Here is a 19,903-nt window from a genome sequence, read left to right as displayed (position 1 = left end):
TCGAGGAGCCGCTTTAGTCTAAAGACCAAGAATGAGGTTGGTGAGATGTAGATGGACATGGCCAAGCCAAAGTTTTAACATCCGACGAAATTGCAAAATTGTTTGAGGCATTGGAAGGCGATCGCGATCGTGCTCTCTTTGGCATCTGCCTCTACACTGGATGCCGCATTAGCGAAGCCTGCACGATGCTCACAACGGATGCTTACGATGCTGCTGGGGTCAGAGCCAAGATGACGCTCCGCAAGGGCAACACAAAGGGCAAGCAGGAGACGCGCCAGATTCCGGTCAATTCGGTTCTCAAGGAATACCTGGAGACGTACCAGGCCGGGGCGGGTAAACAATACCTCTTCCCCGGACGGCACGGGCGTGGGCACATCAACCCCAAGTCAGCCGATGAGATTCTGCGGGAGACGTGCGATCGCCTAGGGCTGGTGGGGGTTAGCACTCACAGTTTTAGACGGACGGCTCTAACCCGGATGAGTAGTGCGGGGGTGCCGCTGCGGGTGATTCAGGAAATCTCAGGCCACCGCAGCTTACAGGCACTCCAGCGTTATCTAGAAGTGTCAGAACTACAACTGGAGGGGGCGATCGCGGCTCTCAGTTTTTGATCTATTGAAATCTAGATATTTAAGTTCAACCTAATCGAGGATCGCTGTCCAGCAGGCTCTAGGATCATTAATTTTGCTATATGGCATCGATCCGAGATACGTGTAAAAATTTATCATATAGGCATCAAAGCTTTGCTGGATAGGGTTTGTGGCGACCGAAATAAAAGCATTGACTGTTTGCTGGGCAGGCAGCTATTCGGTTATTTGTAGCGCTGAAGCTCAGATGAGCAGATTCCTCCGGTGGTACCCAAGGAATTCAAGGTGGTCTGCTTCAATCACCCCCACTAATAAGTCGGTTAGTCTGGAAAGCTTCACATTTAATATGTTAGCCTCTGCAAAGTCCTCAATTAAACATGAATCCTTCCCGACAATATCGGCGCTAGCAACAATGCCATATCCATCTAAACCCTCTGCTGAGCCTTGTGTAACGACCTTCGATGAGTTTGTGCAATTGGCGGATTATTCTCTGATGGATACCTTAAATGCCGATCCTGATGCCACTGGAGATGGTGATGATCACCGGGCCCGCCAGGTCTTTTCTGGTCATTTCGTACCTGTGACACCCACGCCGCTTGCAGACCCAGAATATGTAGCTCATAGCCGCACTTTTTTTAAGGAACTTGGGTTGAGCGATGGACTGGCGCTGAATGAAAAATTTCGCCGTGTATTTTCTGGTGATCTCTCTGCTACCCATGAGCCGATGCGTCAAGTGGGCTGGGCGACGGGTTATGCCCTGTCGATTTATGGCACCGAGTATACCCAAAATTGTCCATTCGGTACGGGTAATGGTTATGGCGATGGTCGAGCGATATCTGTATTTGAAGGAATCATCCATGGACAGCGCTGGGAAATGCAATTGAAAGGGGGTGGCCCAACGCCTTATTGCCGGGGTGCCGACGGGCGCGCTGTCCTCCGATCAAGTGTGCGTGAGTTTCTAGCGCAAGACTATATGCACGCTTTAGGTGTGCCAACATCGTGCTCTTTAACACTGTATGTTTCTAAATCTGAGACTGTTACCCGGCCTTGGTATTCTCAAGACTCCTACTCGATTGACCCTGATGTTTTGGTGGACAATCCTGTGGCCATTTCAACTCGCGTTGCACCCTCCTTTTTGCGCGTTGGTCAGCTAGAGTTATTTGCCCGCCGCACTCGCAGCAATGCTCATCCAAAAGCATTAGAAGAGTTGAGCATGATAGTGTCGCACTTAATTGAGCGAGAGTACAAAAGCGACATTAATCAAAGCCTTGGTTTTGCCAATCAATTAGTTGAGTTGGCTAAGCTATTTCGCCAGCGTCTCACTTCACTGGTGGCTAATTGGCTACGTGTTGGTTATTGCCAGGGTAATTTTAACAGTGACAACTGCGCTGCTGGAGGCTTTACCCTAGACTATGGACCCTTTGGATTTTGTGAAAAATTTGACCCTTGGTTTCAACCTTGGACTGGTGGCGGCGAGCACTTTTCATTCTTCAATCAGCCCATTGCAGCAGAAGCAAATTATTACATGTTTTGGAAAGCAGTGAGACTGCTACTTACAGAAGATGCTGAAGCGTTAGAACAGTTCGACCAAGTAGGCCGCGACTTTTCAGAAGCCATGCAAAAACAAATCCAAAAAATGTGGGCGGACAAACTTGGCTTGACTGAATATCACCCAAAGCTATTTGAAAAATTAATGCAGTTAATGACTGACTCAGAGGTAGATTACACCATTTTCTTCCGCGAGTTATCCCATATACCAGATGATATCTCAGCATTGGAAAAAAGCTTCTACGTTAAAACTTCACCACAACTCGATGAACAATGGCAATCTTGGCTAAAAAGCTGGCGCGACCTCGTCATTAACGACGGCAATTTGGCTGAGATATCAACAAAGATGAAACAGAAGAACCCAAAATACACATGGCGAGAGTGGTTGATTGCCCCTGCCTACCAACAGGCCATGCAGGGTGACTATACTTTAGTTAAAGAGTTGCAAGAAGTCCTTAGCTATCCATATGATGAGCAATCACAAGACGTAGAAGATAAATACTATCGTCTAAGACCTAAGGCGTTTTTTAATACGGGTGGCGTGTCGCACTATAGCTGTTCATCTTGAATAGCTGCGTGACAAGCAACGATTCAATACGAGCAGCTTTGTTCTTGAGCAACTGCTGAAAGCCAGGTTTGCAATGAGTTTGAGTCCGATATGATAAAAAATTTCACGTATCTCGGCTCAACCCCAAGGTGAGGTGCTGGTTGATTGTTGGGTTGCCCACAGTGCTGCTGGTGGCCCTGCCAGGACTGAGAATCTCTACTGGCAAGTTAGAAGCCGTAACCCTATCTTTGACGGTAAGAAATCCAGGTATCTCAAAGCCTTTGAGGTGGCAGAGTACGAAGCGGCGATCGCTCGGGGTAAGCGTATCAAAGCGTTAGGTAAGGAAATTGAGAAATTACAGCAGCGCATCAGTAAGGTAGAGGCATTGCTAGCGGAAGTGTGAGCGATCGCCTATGACAACGGGTAGAGAAGAGTGTGCTGGTATGCTGGCTCGACTAGCTGAACTCATTCAACTGTACGAAGACCCAGAAGCGAGGGAAACACTAGTTGAGGCCCAAGCACTACTACAAAACGCGATCGCCAATGCCTCTGAAGCTGAAGCCGTAGCCCTTGTTCGCCTATTTCAAGAATGTTTGAATAAGAGGAGCGATCGCTAGGGATAGTGGTGGAGCAGTTTCACATCACCGCGAACTTTTGATTTCTGGGTTTGCGAGGAACATTGCCGAAAACAAACAAGGGCATATTGTTTGTAGTATGCCTCAACGGTTGTGCCTGCAAGCGATTGCAATTTCTACTTTGCCGAAATGAGTCATTTTCGGCAATCACAGAGGTGGTAACGGCAAAAGTCAGCGGTTGTAGATTGCCTCAAACTCAGCACTGAGATAGCCGTCAATCCGCTGCGCTTATGGGTTAGCTGGGGGTTGCCAAGCTTTTTGCATCACAGACTCGATGTACTCAGCTTTGCCTGTTGTGTATGCTTCTCGATCGCTGAAAAAGCGTTGAGCAAGATGGTACTTCAATTGCGCATAATGTGCGGCTTCATCTGCATGCTTGCGGAGGTAGTCTCGAAACAACAACCGTTCCCACAAAACGCTATCTGGTTCAACCATATGGAGATGATGAGTGCGTGGACCGTTGGGGGGTAACCCTTTGACAAAGAACATCCGTTCAGGGTCGGGATTATCCAACCAGTAAGCATAGCCCAAGCGCTCTAACTGAGGAACTGCAACCTGCTTGACTTCTGCAAGTGAGCGTATCCCTACCAACAAATCAATAATGGGTTTTGCCGCTAACCCTGGAACTGCTGTGCTACCAAAATGCTCAATCCGAGTGATGAGACCTGCATCTAAAACCGCCCGAATGCTTACAGCTTCTTGTGCAAAAAGTAGCACCCAGTTTGGGTTGTACTCAGTGATGATAATTTCATCCATGGGTCTGCAACTTGTCGGTATGAACTAGGCCTGACGAGAAATAGCTTTGCAGGTAGCTTAAAGCAAACCGTTTCGTCTCTTTTACCAATCGCTGCCGAAACGTTTTCTCTTGGCTGAGAGAGAGCCACAGTAACGTACCGATCGCTTTTACCAGCACAAAGGCGATCGCTTGATAATCTGCAGATTCTAATCTTGCATCACGCTTGGCTAAGGAATTGGCTAAATCCTGAATCAACGTGGCATCGGTTGCCTCATCGATTTCTGCTACTTCGCGTATTGTCCCCTGAACCTCCATAAAAATGGCATGGTAGCTAGGGTTCTCGCTAAAGAAGCGCTCGGTGGTATCAATCAACTGATCGACGTAATCCGATAAAGGGAGGGTGGTTTGCTCAGTCTCAGCAATGGCTGCCAACTGTTGATGCAGCTTTTCTGCATAGCGCAAGGCCAAGGCTTGCAAAATCGCAGTCTTGTCTGGGAAAAACTGGTAGAGCGACCCTATCGGAACTTGGGCACGAGCAGCGATCGCATTGGTTGTCGTTGCTGTGTAGCCCTGGCTAGCAAACAGTTCTTCCGCTACATCCACAATTCGATTGACCCGCTCCTGACTGCGGGCTTGTCGCGGTTGGCGTCGCATTCCACCTGCGGTGAATGGGCTTTCAGACATCAACACTCTCCTTGACCTCAATAAATAAATGAGGATTACTCATATTTCACTTGACAGTATGTGAGCATCGCTCATATTGTAGGAACATGAGCGATGCTCACATGTTAACTCGGTTTGCTCCAGAGAGCCTTGTTATGCCCCAGAATCTGCTGATTACTCCGAAAGCTGGCTCTGCCTGTGCCAGTATGCGCTCTCGCTGTCTTCTGCAATCCGGCTACATTGGGTTGCGTTTTATGCGCTATCAGTCCTCTCCCTGGTTAGGGTTGGCAATCGCGCTACTCAAGTTACCTCGTGCAGCAGGGATAGAACGGACGCATGTCCGGGTTCGTTATTTCCGGGCGATCGCCCGGATTGATTTTGTCGGTGTCTATGGGCTGCTCAATGACTTGCTCTGGTAGCAGCCTTCGAATGTTTTGTGACATTTATCAACGTTTGAGTTTTTGAAGGACCTATGCAACTCCCTAATTCAGCTACGCCCAACGCTTCTGCAAACACTCCTATTCAACAGCAAACTCATGATCCAATCCTCAAGGGCTTCAAGTCATTCCTAGCAAGACTGCTCATCGTTAAGGCATTCATATTCATGCTATTTGGAGACAACAGCCTACAAACGGTCGGTGAATTGGTCGATGGATTGCTGGAAACCCCTGCCTATGATCTACTGGCTCAACACTTAAACCAAGATCCGGCTTGTGCGGCGCTGATCTGCGATCGCTATATTCCTCCTGCCCACGACCTGGAAACCCTCCTGACCTATCCTCCCGATTCTCTGGGGTACATTTACGCAGCCCAGATGAAGAAAACGGGGTTTGATCCGAACCTCCATGCTGGAATGACGGCGGAATCTGATGCCCATTACGTCGAGCTGCGACTGAGCCAGACCCATGACCTCTGGCACGTTGTGACAGGCTTTGACAACTCTGAAATGGATGAAATTGGCTTACAGGCATTCCATTTGCCGCAGTTTCCCTATCCGTTGGCAACCCTGTTGGTCGCTAATAGTTTGATCACCAGCACACTCATGGAGCCAGAACGGTTGCCTAAGTTGCTGGAAGCGATTGCTCAGGGATTTCAAATGGGCAAAACTGCCAAGCCCCTATTTGCCCAGAAGTGGGAGGAAGGTTGGGAAAAGCCCCTGACTCAATGGCAGGCAGAGTTGAATATTCAGCCAGTTCAGGCTTAGGCAGACGAGCTACTGAATGGGCGAATTACACCCATCATCCAGCCTTTCACCCTCTCTTAACTGCCCAGTTGAACGAATATTGTGCCTTCAACTTGAAGCCCCTGATCAGTCATTTCAAACCGCTGCCATCACCGAGAACGAAGCCAGCTAACGTTCCGATTGAGCGGATTGAACCCATGTTATATCGTTATGCGCTCAACTTTGAAAGTCTGTTCCAATCAGGTTCTTGAACTGCGATCATTGATTATTTTGATCCTGTTCATTGATAGCGTTAATATCACTTTCATCATAGATCCACATCGCTTTAACGCCTTGTGAATGCTTAAAGCCAAGCTTTTCATAGAATGGAGCGGCATGATTGATTGCCAACAGAATCTGCTGATGAAAGTCTCTGTAAGGAGCTTGAAGGCGTTTCATGATCTCTCGTCCTATACCGATATTTTGATATGACGGCAATACAAGCAAATGAGGGTAATAAACGGTTAATGCTTTATCTGAAATCGCATTCCCAAGTCCGATTAGAACATTTTGATGCCATGCTGAGATGACCGTTTCTGAGTTTGAAAGCGCGTATAACAAAGCATCTGGCTTCTTTGCTGATGACCATCTATATTGAGAGTAAAGATGGATTACTTGTTCACGGGGCAAGTCTGCCCCTTCTCGATATTCAACTTCTCCGGAAAGCCTTCCTACTGATATAACGTTGCTCATCTAGAAGATTTTGTCCCACAATGAACTAAATCTTGATACTTACAGTTAAGATTTTGGCTGCCACCTGAATGATAGGGTCAACCAGCTCAACGATGCGGCTGAGCGGCTATGATTAAACCGAACCAACCCGCTGACCAACTTTGCCAGTCCGCTCCAATGGGTTGTATACCACTGCTATAACTTTAGCGAGTAATGGTAAAATTGCTCATCCTTGCAATACCCAAGCAATTCATAAAGTGACTGAGCAGCAACGTTAGAAATTTGCGTTGCCAAAGAGATTCGGATAGCTTCTGTTTGTCTTGCAAAGTCCTCTGCCGTTTTCAATAACAACTTCGCGACACCCTGATTTCGACAAGTTGGTTCAACAAATAAATCATTCAGAATCCAAACTCGCTTCATTGAAACGGAAGAAAAACTAGGATAAAGCTGCGTAAATCCGACTATGCGCCCATTATCGCTTGCCACAAATATAATCGAATCGCCTTTATGGAAACGCTCCTGGATAAATTTCCTGGCAGTTTCAAGATCTGAGGGTGAGTTGTAAAAAACGCGATATTGGTCAAACAACTGTGATACCGCTTCAAGATGCTCCAAACAAGCTTGAAAAACTTCCATCTACTATCCTCAAGAACCACTGCTTAAATAATTTAGCGCCGAGCGCACCAACCATAGCTTCTAAAATACTGACGGGCGAGATTCAAGGACTGGCTCTAAACGAGACTTGCGGCATAACGACAAAGCTCACCGGACGCAGAAACCCTTTAAACTCAGAGAAGAGGCTGATACGTTCCGCTGCAACACGGTTGTTGGGCTGCTGGCGCGAATCAGCCAAAGCATTGTTACGAGGGGAAACATCGACCAAACGCCTGAAGCAATTTTAGAGAACCTTTAACCCGAATCTTGCGCTGTATCAGTGCCCAAATAATATTTTGTTCTTTAGCAAGAAACGCCAACCAACTTCTGCTATCTGCTGTAACGGAAAGATTAGCATTCCCAATGTGACCGTCTTGCACTTGTACCGTTTTATTTTGGATGGCCACGGTTGCTCGACGCAACTCAGAACCCGTGAATGTGAAGTGGTATACAGCATTCAATCCCTCTGACTGATTCCGCTGAAACAAGAGTGGGAGTCCAAAGAGAAAACCTTGAATGGATTTTGAACGAATACCACTGCTGACTCGTTTCACCGTTTTGTGGGGAAAGCGGCGTGGAATATAGGTTTCTGCGTCCGACCCTGGCACCACATAGATGGTTTCGGATTTGTCTTGCAACGGTTTAACGACCTCTTGGATAAATGCTTTGCGGTCACTCAAAAACGGTGCAATCACATCTTCTCCAGCAGGACAGGCCGCCATGCAATAGGCAGCTTTGTATTGTGCCTTAAAAGACAAGCTTTGCCACATTGAGGCCGATTCTGCATCATTAACTTTCTGCCGATAGGCAGAGACACTCTTACTTTCAGCGATTGTCTCTGCCCAATCAGTAAACCCACTCATAAATTCACGATAATTATGGGTGTAACAGGCGGAGAAATTGAAGTGACCATCTGCACCGATCGCCCCAACGGGACAAGCAGAAACACACAACTTGCACTCAACACAGGGATTGTAGTCGATGGGATGGGTGTATTCCGTGACGGCAGCATCGATCAAAATTGTGCCCAAGGCAATGAAATTGCCAAACTTTGGATGAATCACCAGCCGATGAATTCCCATATGACCTAACCCAGCGGCGACTGCAACGGGCTTGTGGGAAATGACCCATACCTTGCCCGGAAATTGATCCATCTCCATTGGGAAACTTGCCCCTGGAACCATACTACGCACCCCAGTCTGTTCCAAGGCTCTGGCAATTCGGCGAGCGACTTCATTGGCATGGTCATAGTTAGCATGAAATTCAAGGTTTGCGGCAGAACGAACGGGTGTACGAATGTTTTCCCGATTCATTCTGGTCACAAAACTAATGAGAGTTTTGGTGGGTGGAAATGACCGCAGAATATCAGAGTGTTGATCGGCGATCGCGGGTCGCTCAACTTCCACAAATCCCACATCATCAGCACCAGCCTCCAAGCAGAGCGATCGCAGAGCATCTGAGTTTAATGAAACAGTACTCGTTGATTGGTTACGGGTAGCCTGTTCCCGCCACCGTTTCACAGTAGGGTGATCATCAAATTTAGTCATTGCAGCCTCCGAAGCTGATCTTTGTTTTTATATGTATATACATGTTTTACGCAAAATTTTTTGCTTAGCTTAAGGACTGGACCTCCGATAACAGCGATAGCAGGGCTTGCCACGTTTGTTTACCAAAGCGTTGCCTCAGGTCTGCTTGCACCTGCTCCCACAAAGGCATTGCCTCAGCCAAAACAGTTTGTCCCTCAATCGTCAAAGAGACCAACTTGATCCGCCGATCCTCGCCTGGGGCGATCGCGACGAATCCCTGTTTCTCTAGTAACTTAATGTTTCGAGTTACAGTCGTTTGGTCGGCACACAACTCCTCAGCCAAACGAGTAATAGGTACAGGCCCAAACAGGTGAATTGCCACAAGCAGCGTAAATTGATTGACTACCAAACCAGTGGGGCGCAAGGCAGAGTCGTACACGTGCGTCAAAATTCGCGATGCTCGGCGGATATGCAGTCCCATGCAAGTTTCAGGTACTTGATTTGCGCCTGCAAGTTTAGCTTTGAGAGAAGAGTCACTCATGAAATATGTATATACATATAATTTAATCTTGTCAAGCTGTATTTCTTCTGGGAGTTTCATCAATCTCACTTGACCCTGAACCTCGCTTTTGCGTAGTAATAGGGGTAAAGGTAGCGGTGCGATGTAGCAAGTCGGCGGGCGATCGCCATACCGTTACCTTCGCCCATGCCCACGACCACACATAAGCCAGCCATTATGATTTCTCCTTCATATCATTACAATGCTCAACGTTTGGGATATAACCACCACGCCAATAGCTTTGTCAGCCTTGGCATCACAACATAGGTCATCAACGTGGTTGTTAGAAAAACGAGAATCAGTAGGCGTAGTACGGACGGTAGCTGTGCCAGCCAAGCCAGGGGAAGAACAGCCAAAATCTGATTAATGCCAAAAATGGCAATTCCAGAAACCAGCACCATTTTGTAACGGGGTGGGGGCAACATCCCCGGTTTTGCAGGCAGAGTGAACCAGGTTTCTAACCCAGTAATAATTGAGAATGTGCCAGCATCCACTGTGAGGTTGCGAGCTTGATTCAGGAACCGCTGGCGGACAGACGAGTGTTCCCACCGCTGCAAATTTTCTAAATGGTCAAACTTGAAGATAATCCGGTATTCGTGATCGTCTTGACCACTTGGGCGAAACACAGATGAGCCTAAATACCCTTCAAAGGTGCTGGCTGTGCTGATAATCTGCTCTAATAGCGCTTCAAATTCTCGCTCCTTACCCCTTGTGACCTGCTGTACGACATCCACTGTCACAGGAGGATCTGTCTGCATTCCTTCAGCCCCTACTCAACAAGGGTGCACCACTCACACCAACGGCTAGACGGACCACTTGTGCAGGTTCCACACCAGTTGCAGGGGGTAAGAACATCCCGCCGTTGTTGACAACATACAAATCAGTACCGTGAAAGGCGACAGCCGTGCAACCTGTTACCCCCTCTTCAGCCTGAGCAATGATCGTTGTGCGGCGATCGCGGTCAATGCGAATCACACTGTTGTACACATGGGTAGCTCCATAGAGATTGCCGTGAACATCAAAAGCAAAGTCATCAATGTTCGTCCCCTCAATGAAAATCTCTGGTTCCTGTGGGTTTAGGCTCTCATCCAACGGAATCTGTAATAGCAACATCCGTTGTGTATTAGACGCATAGAGACTATTGCCAAATCGCTTTAAGCCGTTGACGGCTGGAAACGTGCTGTCCTCATCACTACGAGCAAGGAGGGAATGCTCCAACCAAAGCTCGACGGTTTTAGTGGTGACATCAAACGACCAAATTGCACCCCGATAGGCATCGGCCATGAGGTAATAGCGAGAAGACAAGGGTGTGATGCCATTGAGGAACTGCGCTTCTGGCAAAATTTGGAGGAATTGCACCTCACCATCCGAGAGTACGGCAATAAAGGGGAGGCCTTCTGCATTCCAGCCATTGACGAGGAACTGATTCGGCTCAATCCAGGCAATGCCGGTGACCTTTCCACTTAGCTGAGCGTACGTCGTCAGGTTACCGTCTGGATCTAGCTGGACGACTTCTCCAACTTCGTGGTTGGTGAGATAGATCTCACCGGATGGGAGAATCGCCAAATTTTCCAGAAATGTATTTACCGGGAACGTCGAAACAGACTGGGCAGGCAGCAAAGCAACAGACATGTCGGCATAGATAGCAGGTAGTTGCACTGTTTTTACCTCAAAATCAATTGTCGGGCGATTGATAGGGTTGATTTGTACAGTCAGTCCTGAAAATCCTCACTCCTGCATCTAGAAAAGCCTGTCTAGAAATTAAGATAGTGGCAGGATCGGCATAAATCAAATTGATTACAGAAATTCCTAATATCAATGAAATCAATTGGCCTGGGCGCAGTTGATCTCAATCTCCTCATTGACTTCGAGGCCTTGTATATCCACCAAAGTGTTACTCTTACTGCTCAGCGTATCCACATTGAACAACCTGCGATGAGTGCAGCACTGGGGCGATTGCGATCACTCTTTGATGATGGATGAATTATTTGTGCGGGTGTGGCGAGAAGTAAAGCCGACAGCCAGAGCAGTGGCGATCGCTTCCCAACAAGGGCTAGCGGGCGCATTTAAACAGAAAGTTACGGTTTTGAATGAGGAATTGAGCTCATATAAGGGCAAAGAAGTGCAAGATGGGACGGAAAACCTAAGCTGAATTGGGTTTTAGAGCATCTATCGCAGCAAGGTTCCGAATCAGAATAATTGCTAGGCACGCAACAACTCAGACCGTTTTAGAGAGTTTCAGCGATCGATCGCCACGACAGAATAACAACTTCAGACCATAGCTTTTGAGTTATCTAAGCCAGATTCAGTCCATTTGAAATAGGTGGTCATAAATCTCACTGCCCTTAGCTGCAACTTCACTTTTGGTAGGAACTCAAGACAAATAGCCTTTTCTTACACGAATCGTTGCCATACCCCTATTACAGCGATCGCGTGGTATTTCATTGCAGTATCACTATCTTGATTTTATTCTCAGTGAATGAATTGACATCAACCTGTATTTTGGTGATTGCATATTGTTGTACTTGAGTATCCTAATACTCGAGTGAACTACGTTATTAAATAAGTTCTAAAAGCGTTCTCAGAGCCACTTGATTGCCGCTAAACAATATAGTATTGTTTAGAAACACCTGAAATTGCCAAGTCTAAAACAGCAGCTTTTTAGGGTAGTAGTTCAACAACTAAATAACAACGGTTTGCCCGAAAGGAAGCCGCGCTTGTACAAGCGCGGCTTCCTTTTTTTGTTTTTTATTTTCAACAGTAACGACACGAAATGAAATCATCCAGCAAGAAAAATAAAAGACCTAAACAGCAGAGAACAGTCCGTCAAGAACATCAAAAAAAACCTGCCTGTAAAGGAAGAAAATCCCTACGAGGACAACCAGAAATCTATGACGAACTGAAGGAATCCCGGTCTTTTGGAATCACACTAACGGCTTCAATTGGCATAGACGAAATCAGCCAAGAACTCTCAATCTCTAGGAGTGAGTTAATTGAGCGGATTGGTCGCCGCCTAATTCAACTTCAGATCCCGTCCAGCCCAAGCTTCAGAATAAGACCTAATCAATGCCAAGTTCAAGAATATGGCCAAACCTCTTGTATTGAGAGGGATCAATAAAAAGCTTGTAGAGAGGTCTCAGCATTTATTGAAGACCTCTCTTTTATTGCTAAATCTCAAATTATTTATTGAACCATCAGCTCACATTAAGACCAAAGCTCTTTGTAGTATTGAGCTTCAGTTATTAAGCCAACAAAATACTTCCAGTGCTAAAAGGGCTACCTCCTAAACTGGAAATGTTGATGATCAATAAATAATTGATAAATCACTACTTTTTCTAATTTCTTAGATTCCAGTCTACTCAACTACAAAGCTTTTTAATAAGAGCCAATTTAACATTGGTGAGCCCCCCATTACTTTACAGGACTTTTATTATGATGAAAGGTTTGACCCTCTTTGATGCACGTCAAAACTACTGGGAATTTCTCCAAGCTAATTACTCAATTGAAGTTACTCAACGGAGCTGGAACGAGTTCAATACAGCTCTTTTGCGTTATGTCTTGCCTCAACTAGGCTTCCAGCGCGAAGACCTGATCAGGAAAATGACAAGTGCTGAAACAGAAGCGGCTTTAGCATTCTTGAAGACTCAGCCGATCGCAGTGTTACTGAAGTTTCGAGTGTCTCTTCAGCAAGGTTTTGAACGCCTGCAAGCTTCTAAAGCCAGTCGCAATACTTATAACGCCCGAACCGAACAGTTCTTGGATTGGACCGAAAAACAAGTCTGGCACCCAGATGCTCGACGGGAAAAGATTCGAGATCAGTGTTGCCCGCCGATTCTAACTGGACGAGGAGAATGTAGTAATCTAAAGCTCACTCACCAGCAGGGCATACGTCAAGCTTACAGGCTCCCCCCTAACAGCACACCCGTTCAGTTACAGAAAGCCTTAGAGGACTACGAGCGCTTTGGCTGTGCGCCATTTTATCCAGGCCGAGTGACTGAGAAGTTAAAAGCTTCTTCGTTGAGGACCTATATCAAGGATATTCGGCTTTGGCTGGGGTTCGTCGCGAATCATGCAGCCTCGCCCGTTGATTTGAAGGAGTTGAACCTTACTTCCCTTATTCCTTTAATCACTAAGGAGTCGTTAGAAGAACTCAGCGGGCGGCAGCAAGCCAAGCTGTGGCGAGAGGCAAAACGAAAGCTGGAAGCGACGATTTGCGAATACTATTCGTTTCTAAAGGGCTTCTGTCAGTCAGACAGCCCACACACGAGACTCAACAAGCTCTGTGCCCTGCTGAGCGTGGCTAAATACCTCTATAGAGACGAAGTAGAGCGAGATACTGATTACCAGCAAATCCCAATTTGCACCGTTCTCTATCGCTACTTAGAACTGGCAACAGCTGAAATCAAGGCTTGGAGAACTGCGGGGCACTCAGTCGTGGACCAATCCAAGAAGTGGCCAGACCCAGTCGAGGGTAAAACCGCGCTGACGGTGCTCCGAGAAACAGTGGTGGAGCCTTTGCGCTTAGAGTGCGCTCCGCGGGATCGGTGGGGACAATTTCGTAAGAGATGGGCGATCGCCAAAAGCCTGCAAATCTTCTTGATTTGGCACAGCTTGTGTTATCGCCCTCCAGGTCGTCAAGAAGAGCTGCGTACCTTAAAAGTCTCGCTGAGCTGCCTGATTCAACGCCCTGCTGAGGTTCCCGAAGATGGGTGCTATTTCCCAGAACCACCTCTCGAACGCCGCCATAAGAACGAGAACGGCGTCGTAGACGACAACTACCTCTATCGAACTTACGTGTACGAGAATCAGGTTTATCCAGAGGGGGTATACGTCCTGGATATCCGCAGCTATAAGACTGCTGAAAAACACGGTCCCAAGTTGATTTTGATTCGCAACCAAATCCTACCGGATGGGAAGCGTTTATATGACTACTTCGATCAATACTTATGTGGCATGTGGGTGGCAAGTGGTGACTCTGAGGATCGCTTTTACCAGTGGTGGGAGGCTGGCTTACAAGGTCAGCGAGGGCGCTGGGCGACGAAGGGGCGCATGGAGTTTGAGCCGGAGACTTATAGAGAGCAGGCAAGCTCAGCTCAATCCCCTCTTTGGTGCTGGGGGTACATGTTTGTGCAGCCGTTAGCAGGAAAGGTGATGACTCCACAGGCTTTTTCCCGTGCTTTTGAGATTCCGGCTCATCGATTAATTGGTAAACGGCCTTCGCCTCATACGCTACGTTATATCTGGGCCACATGGGCCTTCCAGCAGCAGTTAAGCGATCGCGAAATAGAGGCGCTGGCCTTTGCGATGGGCCATACGGTTCAGACTTTACGGACGATGTACGAAAAATGCACGGCTAATGAAAAGTACCGGGCGATCGACGAGAAGATTGAGGAGCTCCTGTTGCAGGATTTGCTCCGGGAGGCCAGCCAGGCAACGCAGGGGAATCTGCCACTTTTAATTCAGGTCGCTCAGCAACTGAGTCCAGAAGAACAGCAGCAGCTTGTGGCATCTTTGAGATTGTGATCGTTCTGGAATCTTATTTATCTCGTAACTTGATCTTTAAGGACTTAGGAGGTATCTTTTGTCTTAAGAGCTAAAGCAACTGAATTAGTACGCTCTTACATACAAGCTTAATCTAACCAAGGTCTGCCCGTAAGGAACCCTTTATCTAGTAATAGAGGGTTCCTTACGGGCTTTTAAAGGTTGGTCAAGCTAACTGCTAAAGAGCAACCATTAATTTAGGAGTCTCTTGTCCAGTCAATAGACAGGAAATACTTCCCAGAATTAACGAATCACTTTATTATTAGGGACATAAAACAGCCAAGCTCTCAATTACACTCTTGCAGGAGGTATCGTGTATTAAAAGCAAAAAACAAGGCCAAAAAGCCATTAGACCGCTAGCACACAAGAACGACCAATTCTAAACTAGCGGCCCAGGCCGAAACAGGTTTTCATAACCTCCACCTATTTGGTGGCACCCCTAGGAGAGTTTTGACTCAATGTAGCTCTCCAACGGAGGCTTTTTGTCCAAAACTAGCCAAGGGACTTGAAATAAAGATAGCACACAGGCAAATTATTTCATCAACTTTTGCTGCATTTTTTCAAGTCTCTCCGCGCTTCAACAGAGTCTCTACACCGACTAACTGTAACGACTGAAAAAATGACCTCGCGCTAAAACACTTCACTTATGAATTACTCACAAATTGAGACGGGCTTTAGCTCGCTCTCAGGGGATCTGGCACGCCAGATTTTCCAGGAGGACTCCTGATGGCGTTCACACTTTTCAAACGGGAAAACTCCTGTCCTGCTTGTCAATCCTCAGACGGTCGCTGCAAGGAAACCGAAGAGGGTTTGATTCTCTGCATGGCTTCCTTGGATTCAGATGAAATTCCGGGCTATCGCAATCGTGGTAGAAGCCGCAATGGAACTTGGGTAATACTCACTCCCAAACAAGATGATTGGAGTGAGCGGCAGCGTCAGGATTGGCGAGCAGAAATTGCAATCAAACGACAACAGCGCAAGCAACAGGAAGACCAGCATCGGACAAAGTCCCTATCGAATGAAGAGCGCCACCGTTTTTATAGCCCGCTAGTGGCACAGCTCGATTTAGAGCCACAAGACCGAGAAGATTTGGCGCGACGGTTGCGAGCGATTGACACTCCCGAAGAAGAAATCCCACAGCTGATTCAGGACTCAGGGTTTAAGAGCGTACCAAAAGGGCACAAACTTCGTGAACCCTTACCCCATCCGCTTCCAGGGGTCAGTCTAGATGGGCGATCGCTGAGCACACAGGCAGGTTTGTTCATTCCAGTTAAAAACTTTGATCAGCAAATAATTGGCTACCAGACTCGCTTGCGAGACAACTCAAACGGTCGCTACCGTTGGGGATCGAGCTCCTCCAAAAAGAGGCCAAATGGCCCCAAACCTAACTTAGCTAATGGAGAGCTTCCCCTTGCAGTTTATTTTCCTCTAACAACACCAACCCATACTGAACTAGCTGAGGGACTAGGCCACAAACCTTTCGCTAACTCGATTCGCACTTCTGGAATTATTATTGGTGCCGCAGGAGCCCAGTGGTCTAGTAGCCCTGAACAATTGCGAGAATCCTTAGACCGCAGCTCTCGAATGACTGGTAGCAACCTCGTAATTATTAATCCGGATGCTGGAGCCATTCACAATCCGGCCATACTACGCCAGTACTACAAAACCGCCCAACTTATTGAAGCATGGGGTTACGAGGTTCGCTTTCGCTGGTGGGGGCAATACACCAAAGACACCAAAGACTGTGGTGATATTGATGAAATTGATTCAGCTACTTTTGCATCGGCTCGACTCCTTACAATTGCAGAATTCAAAGCACTTGCTCCCCAGCAAGAAGCTGAGATTGAGAAACTAAATCAACTGCTTCGCTCCACCTACTCTCAAGCTAAGCAGAAACGACCGAGAAAACAGGGATTTGGCAACCAACGAACTCAATCAGTCCAGCCACCTCAAGGCGCTCCAGAATGCGTCGCTATTGTTCCTTACAATTCACAGCAAAACGGTCGCTATGATCTGTTGGTTACTCCAAATACTTTACCTACGTTCGAGGAGTGGAAACAGCAGGGCCGCCCTCGGTTACGTTACCAAACCCGCGATCGCCTAGAAGTTGCTCTTAAGTTAGTCGAGTATGAATATCCAATAGTTTTAATATCTGACATTGTTGGTAGTGGGAAATCACAGTTTGCAGGAGAATTCCTGCAAGCACTAGCTCAGCATTACCCAGAACGACGCGGCTTTTATACCTCAACCGACTATCGAAATCCATCCACTGAACCGCTAGCGGCAATTCCAGAAGCAGTTTCTGCTGGCGGCCTGATTTATGACCGATCAAAACAAACACCTACAGGAGAACCGTATCGGAAACGAGCTGCAAAAGGACAAGTACCTGACATTCCAGCCCTGTGTATAGAAGACGATAACATTCAGGCATTACGAGCAAAGGGTGTTGATACCTATAGAGGACTTAATTCGGCCTACTGCCAGGACTGCTCGCAATTTCGGAACTGCTCCTACTTAATTGAGAAAGCTAAACAACAGACAAAGCCTATCCTTCGAACCCATCTCAGTAGCAGTCGTCCAAAGAAAGGAGATCTCCTGTTGATCGATGAAGCGGGGAGAGATATCAAGGGTACCCGAACAATAGAAGCTTGTATAGAAGAGTTAGACCGAGAGCTTCAACTGATTCAGTCCAAGTCTGAACTCTATGAATCGGGAAGAGTAATTCTAGAGCGACTAGCAAAGACACTTCAGAGAGGGGTAGCAGAACGCGGTCGCTACGGAGTGGATCACCTTACGCTCTTGAAATTTTTACCCTCAAAAGAAGAACTTGAGCAGCTTTGGTGGGAGGCGATCGCCTATAACTGGCTCAACACAGACAGTCCTTGGGAAGTCATGAGCTTGCATCAGTATGGGCAAGAGATCCGGAAATTAGTCCAACCCAGCTTTGAACAAGCTTTTACAGGTCCACAAGCATCAGAGATCAGGCAGCAAATTGCCGACAAGTTTTTTACAGCAGGTATCTTTCCCAAACTCATTGGAGCCATCTTAGGAACTTATCGAGGTTCGATTGGGATTACAGCGCAGGGCAAATTGACGTTTACTCATCGCAGCTCTCACCATGCTGCGATCGTCCGCCAAGCTGGAACCGCTTTTCTCATGGATGGAACACCTGACCTGCAAGCGCAAGCTCGGCAACTAGGGTTGAGAGCGACCGATATTTGCCAGATTCAAGCCGAGTCCCCTCGCTTTCCCAACTTAAAGATTAAACTGGTTCAACGCTTCGGTCAGGCAAGACATCAGCGCCGACAAGACGGACCTGATTGTCTCATGGAACGACTCAATCGGCTTCTTGATTCCATCATTCAGCAAGTTCCTCACCCAGACCGAGTTGCTGTTCTAGATCTGAAGCGCTACGCCTACAGTTATCTGGAACAGCATCCTGAAATTCTGGTCGGTCACCACTTTGCTGACAATCGCAACAGTAATCGATTCAAAAACTGCTCCACCTTAATTTCAATTCCTCTAGCAATTCCCAACTTGGGACAACTGTTAGCAGAGTGGCAAGCTCTTACAAGGGAGTTCTTTTCATTAGAGGAGGCTTCTGGTCCCTTTTGGAGTTGGGTCAATCAACAGATTATTCACGAACTCTTACAAGATATTGGACGATCTCGTGCCCAGCACCGTCCCCAAGAAGAGATTACCCACTGGATTGTTAGTGAACTAAATCCTAATCAGATTAGAGCGATTCAAGATTACTATGTCGGCTGCTCCATCGAATTTGTCGATATCAGCGAGCTCTGCCTAGAAGCTGCCCCAAGAGGCATACAAACCAAGCAAGGAATCATTATGGCTATGGAGGAGGCTTTGCGGATTCAGGGTGACATAACTATCCAGCAAGTTGCAACCACGGTAGGAGTTTCCAAGGGTCGAGTTAGTCAAATTACAAAGGAATTTGGTGGATTTAAGGAGCTTAAGGCCAGTTTAGTTTTGCTATTAGAAGCTATAAATAACGAAACTAAACTTTCTGACCTTGATGAATCTCTACAATGGCTAGCTCAAACCTATTTGCCTGCACTTGCCGTTGACTTAAGCCAGGAGCAGTCAGCGCAATTAGTTCATGAACGCTTTGTGCAGCTATTGGAAGATTTTGAACCTGAGAGCTTCAGACAGATTTTGATTGAAACACCATGTGCAACGTTGATGAAGCTATTTTCAGGCTTTCTGACCTTGCTGCCTCAATGGATGCCCCTAAGGCTGTGGAAGAAGCGATCGCCTACCGTTGAACCAAATTTTCCAATAGCCTAACTAGGCGATTGACTGTAGCAGCTTGCTGTCTAGCAGTGGCTGACTGTTCCTCCACAGCTCCAGCCACTGCTCCATTTGGGTACTCAGTCTCTCTACTTGAATTTCAAGCCGCACTAAACCTTCGGTGAAAGTTCCAACTTAATGGGTTAAATTCGATATATTTTCAGTTGGATCGCTCAGTCTCTGTGTCAATCGTTGGTCCAGCGCTTCAATGTTTCGCGCGACTGAATTGACCTTATTTTCAAGCCTCGAGGGTGGTTCCTGGGTCATAATGACTCAAAAATAAATGCTTTAAGAATGGAAGAGGCAAAATTCCAATGAAAAATGAAGATCAGTTAAAGCAGAACACGCTAGAGCTAGGTGTAGATGTAGCAGATATAGCAATAGATATGCTAACTGAGAATGAACTTCTCAAAGATTTGCCAGTGGTAGGCTTGATTTATAAGTCAATCAAAACTTTAATTTCCATTCCAGACAAAATCTTCTTATACAAAGCTGCTAAATTTTTTCAAGCAGTTAATCAAAAAACCACAAAACAACAAAGGCTTGATTTCACTGAAGAATTAAAGAAAGACTCAAATAAAAGAGAGAAACTCTATATAGCAATCCTAATCAAGTTGTAAGGATAAGGAGAAGTTATTAGGCTGAGAGAAGGACTCGTAACTAACTCACAAGAAATGGATTCACTCCAGCAATTCATTGCCACCACCA

19 protein-coding genes and 1 pseudogene are annotated in these 19,903 nt (G+C 46.8%); 11 read left to right on the top strand and 9 right to left on the bottom strand.

The annotated features are described in order from the left end of the window. Positions 1-80 precede the first annotated feature (80 nt). The 4 genes and pseudogenes from H6F68_RS25530 to H6F68_RS25515 all read left to right on the top strand — a co-directional run. A pseudogene (locus H6F68_RS25530) lies at positions 81-608 on the top strand (tyrosine-type recombinase/integrase); the annotation flags it as partial. A gap of 388 nt (positions 609-996) precedes the next feature. After that, positions 997-2,700: a YdiU family protein gene (locus H6F68_RS25525; RefSeq protein ID WP_190563405.1), complete on the top strand. Its 1,704-nt coding sequence runs from the start codon at positions 997-999 to the stop codon at positions 2,698-2,700. Positions 2,701-2,833: 133 nt separating this feature from the next. Then, on the top strand, positions 2,834-3,082 hold the full coding sequence (locus H6F68_RS25520; protein ID WP_190563403.1) for a hypothetical protein: 249 nt from the start codon (positions 2,834-2,836) through the stop codon (positions 3,080-3,082). Positions 3,083-3,092: 10 nt separating this feature from the next. Then, positions 3,093-3,296 (top strand): hypothetical protein, encoded by a 204-nt coding sequence (locus H6F68_RS25515; protein WP_190563401.1) that lies wholly within the window; start codon positions 3,093-3,095, stop codon positions 3,294-3,296. A 246-nt stretch (positions 3,297-3,542) separates the two neighbouring features. On the opposite strand, the gene H6F68_RS25510 is transcribed toward H6F68_RS25515, so the two are convergent. Beyond that, positions 3,543-4,070 (bottom strand): GrpB family protein, encoded by a 528-nt coding sequence (locus tag H6F68_RS25510; RefSeq protein ID WP_190563399.1) that lies wholly within the window; start codon positions 4,068-4,070, stop codon positions 3,543-3,545. Beyond that, a complete protein-coding gene (locus tag H6F68_RS25505; RefSeq protein WP_190563397.1) occupies positions 4,063-4,734 on the bottom strand; it encodes a TetR/AcrR family transcriptional regulator in 672 nt (223 codons plus the stop codon). Before H6F68_RS25505 ends, H6F68_RS25510 begins: the two co-directional genes overlap by 8 nt. 134 nt (positions 4,735-4,868) lie before the next feature. On the opposite strand from H6F68_RS25505, the gene H6F68_RS25500 reads away from it, so the two are divergent. After that, positions 4,869-5,132, top strand: coding sequence for a hypothetical protein (locus H6F68_RS25500; protein ID WP_199300349.1), 264 nt, complete (start codon positions 4,869-4,871; stop codon positions 5,130-5,132). A 53-nt stretch (positions 5,133-5,185) separates the two neighbouring features. Beyond that, complete coding sequence (locus H6F68_RS25495) at positions 5,186-5,917, top strand: Coq4 family protein (protein ID WP_190563393.1); 732 nt, start codon at positions 5,186-5,188, stop codon at positions 5,915-5,917. Positions 5,918-6,154: 237 nt separating this feature from the next. Here H6F68_RS25495 and H6F68_RS25490 read toward each other — a convergent pair whose 3' ends face one another. The 7 genes from H6F68_RS25490 to H6F68_RS25465 form a co-directional block, all read right to left on the bottom strand. Next, complete coding sequence (locus tag H6F68_RS25490; protein ID WP_190563391.1) at positions 6,155-6,628, bottom strand: GNAT family N-acetyltransferase; 474 nt, start codon at positions 6,626-6,628, stop codon at positions 6,155-6,157. A 174-nt stretch (positions 6,629-6,802) separates the two neighbouring features. After that, positions 6,803-7,243, bottom strand: a complete 441-nt coding sequence (locus H6F68_RS25485) for a GNAT family N-acetyltransferase (RefSeq protein ID WP_190563389.1) — start codon at positions 7,241-7,243, stop codon at positions 6,803-6,805. Positions 7,244-7,467: 224 nt separating this feature from the next. Continuing rightward, complete coding sequence (locus tag H6F68_RS25480; protein ID WP_190563387.1) at positions 7,468-8,808, bottom strand: SCP2 sterol-binding domain-containing protein; 1,341 nt, start codon at positions 8,806-8,808, stop codon at positions 7,468-7,470. A 64-nt stretch (positions 8,809-8,872) separates the two neighbouring features. Next, the gene (locus H6F68_RS25475; protein ID WP_190563385.1) at positions 8,873-9,328 is read right to left on the bottom strand and encodes a MarR family winged helix-turn-helix transcriptional regulator; all 456 of its coding nucleotides are present in this window, start codon (positions 9,326-9,328) and stop codon (positions 8,873-8,875) included. A gap of 65 nt (positions 9,329-9,393) precedes the next feature. Continuing rightward, on the bottom strand, positions 9,394-9,522 hold the full coding sequence (locus H6F68_RS29495; RefSeq protein ID WP_277876163.1) for a hypothetical protein: 129 nt from the start codon (positions 9,520-9,522) through the stop codon (positions 9,394-9,396). A 30-nt stretch (positions 9,523-9,552) separates the two neighbouring features. Further along, positions 9,553-10,104, bottom strand: coding sequence for an antibiotic biosynthesis monooxygenase (locus H6F68_RS25470; RefSeq protein ID WP_190563383.1), 552 nt, complete (start codon positions 10,102-10,104; stop codon positions 9,553-9,555). Between the two features lie 4 nt (positions 10,105-10,108). Beyond that, positions 10,109-11,005 carry an SMP-30/gluconolactonase/LRE family protein gene (locus H6F68_RS25465; protein ID WP_242065658.1) on the bottom strand — a complete coding sequence of 299 codons (897 nt, stop codon included), beginning with the start codon at positions 11,003-11,005 and terminating at the stop codon, positions 10,109-10,111. Between the two features lie 159 nt (positions 11,006-11,164). Between H6F68_RS25465 and H6F68_RS29195 the strand changes: the two genes are divergently transcribed. The 5 genes from H6F68_RS29195 (at position 11,165) to H6F68_RS25440 (ending at position 19,815) form a co-directional block, all read left to right on the top strand. Beyond that, positions 11,165-11,329 (top strand): LysR family transcriptional regulator, encoded by a 165-nt coding sequence (locus H6F68_RS29195; RefSeq protein ID WP_277876162.1) that lies wholly within the window; start codon positions 11,165-11,167, stop codon positions 11,327-11,329. Beyond that, positions 11,319-11,498 (top strand): hypothetical protein, encoded by a 180-nt coding sequence (locus H6F68_RS29490; RefSeq protein ID WP_277876161.1) that lies wholly within the window; start codon positions 11,319-11,321, stop codon positions 11,496-11,498. Before H6F68_RS29195 ends, H6F68_RS29490 begins: the two co-directional genes overlap by 11 nt. A 1,280-nt stretch (positions 11,499-12,778) precedes the next feature. After that, positions 12,779-14,869: a hypothetical protein gene (locus tag H6F68_RS25450; RefSeq protein ID WP_190563379.1), complete on the top strand. Its 2,091-nt coding sequence runs from the start codon at positions 12,779-12,781 to the stop codon at positions 14,867-14,869. A 744-nt stretch (positions 14,870-15,613) separates the two neighbouring features. Continuing rightward, a complete protein-coding gene (locus H6F68_RS25445) occupies positions 15,614-19,192 on the top strand; it encodes a hypothetical protein (protein WP_190563377.1) in 3,579 nt (1,192 codons plus the stop codon). Positions 19,193-19,509: 317 nt separating this feature from the next. After that, entirely contained in the window at positions 19,510-19,815 is a 306-nt protein-coding gene (locus H6F68_RS25440; protein WP_190563375.1) for a hypothetical protein, read from the top strand. Positions 19,816-19,903 lie beyond the last annotated feature (88 nt).

Source organism: Trichocoleus sp. FACHB-262 (genome assembly GCF_014696035.1).
GTDB lineage: Bacteria > Cyanobacteriota > Cyanobacteriia > FACHB-46 > FACHB-46 > Trichocoleus.
The sequence above is the reverse complement of the archived record's forward strand: the minus strand, read 5'-3'. Positions and strand labels throughout refer to the sequence as shown.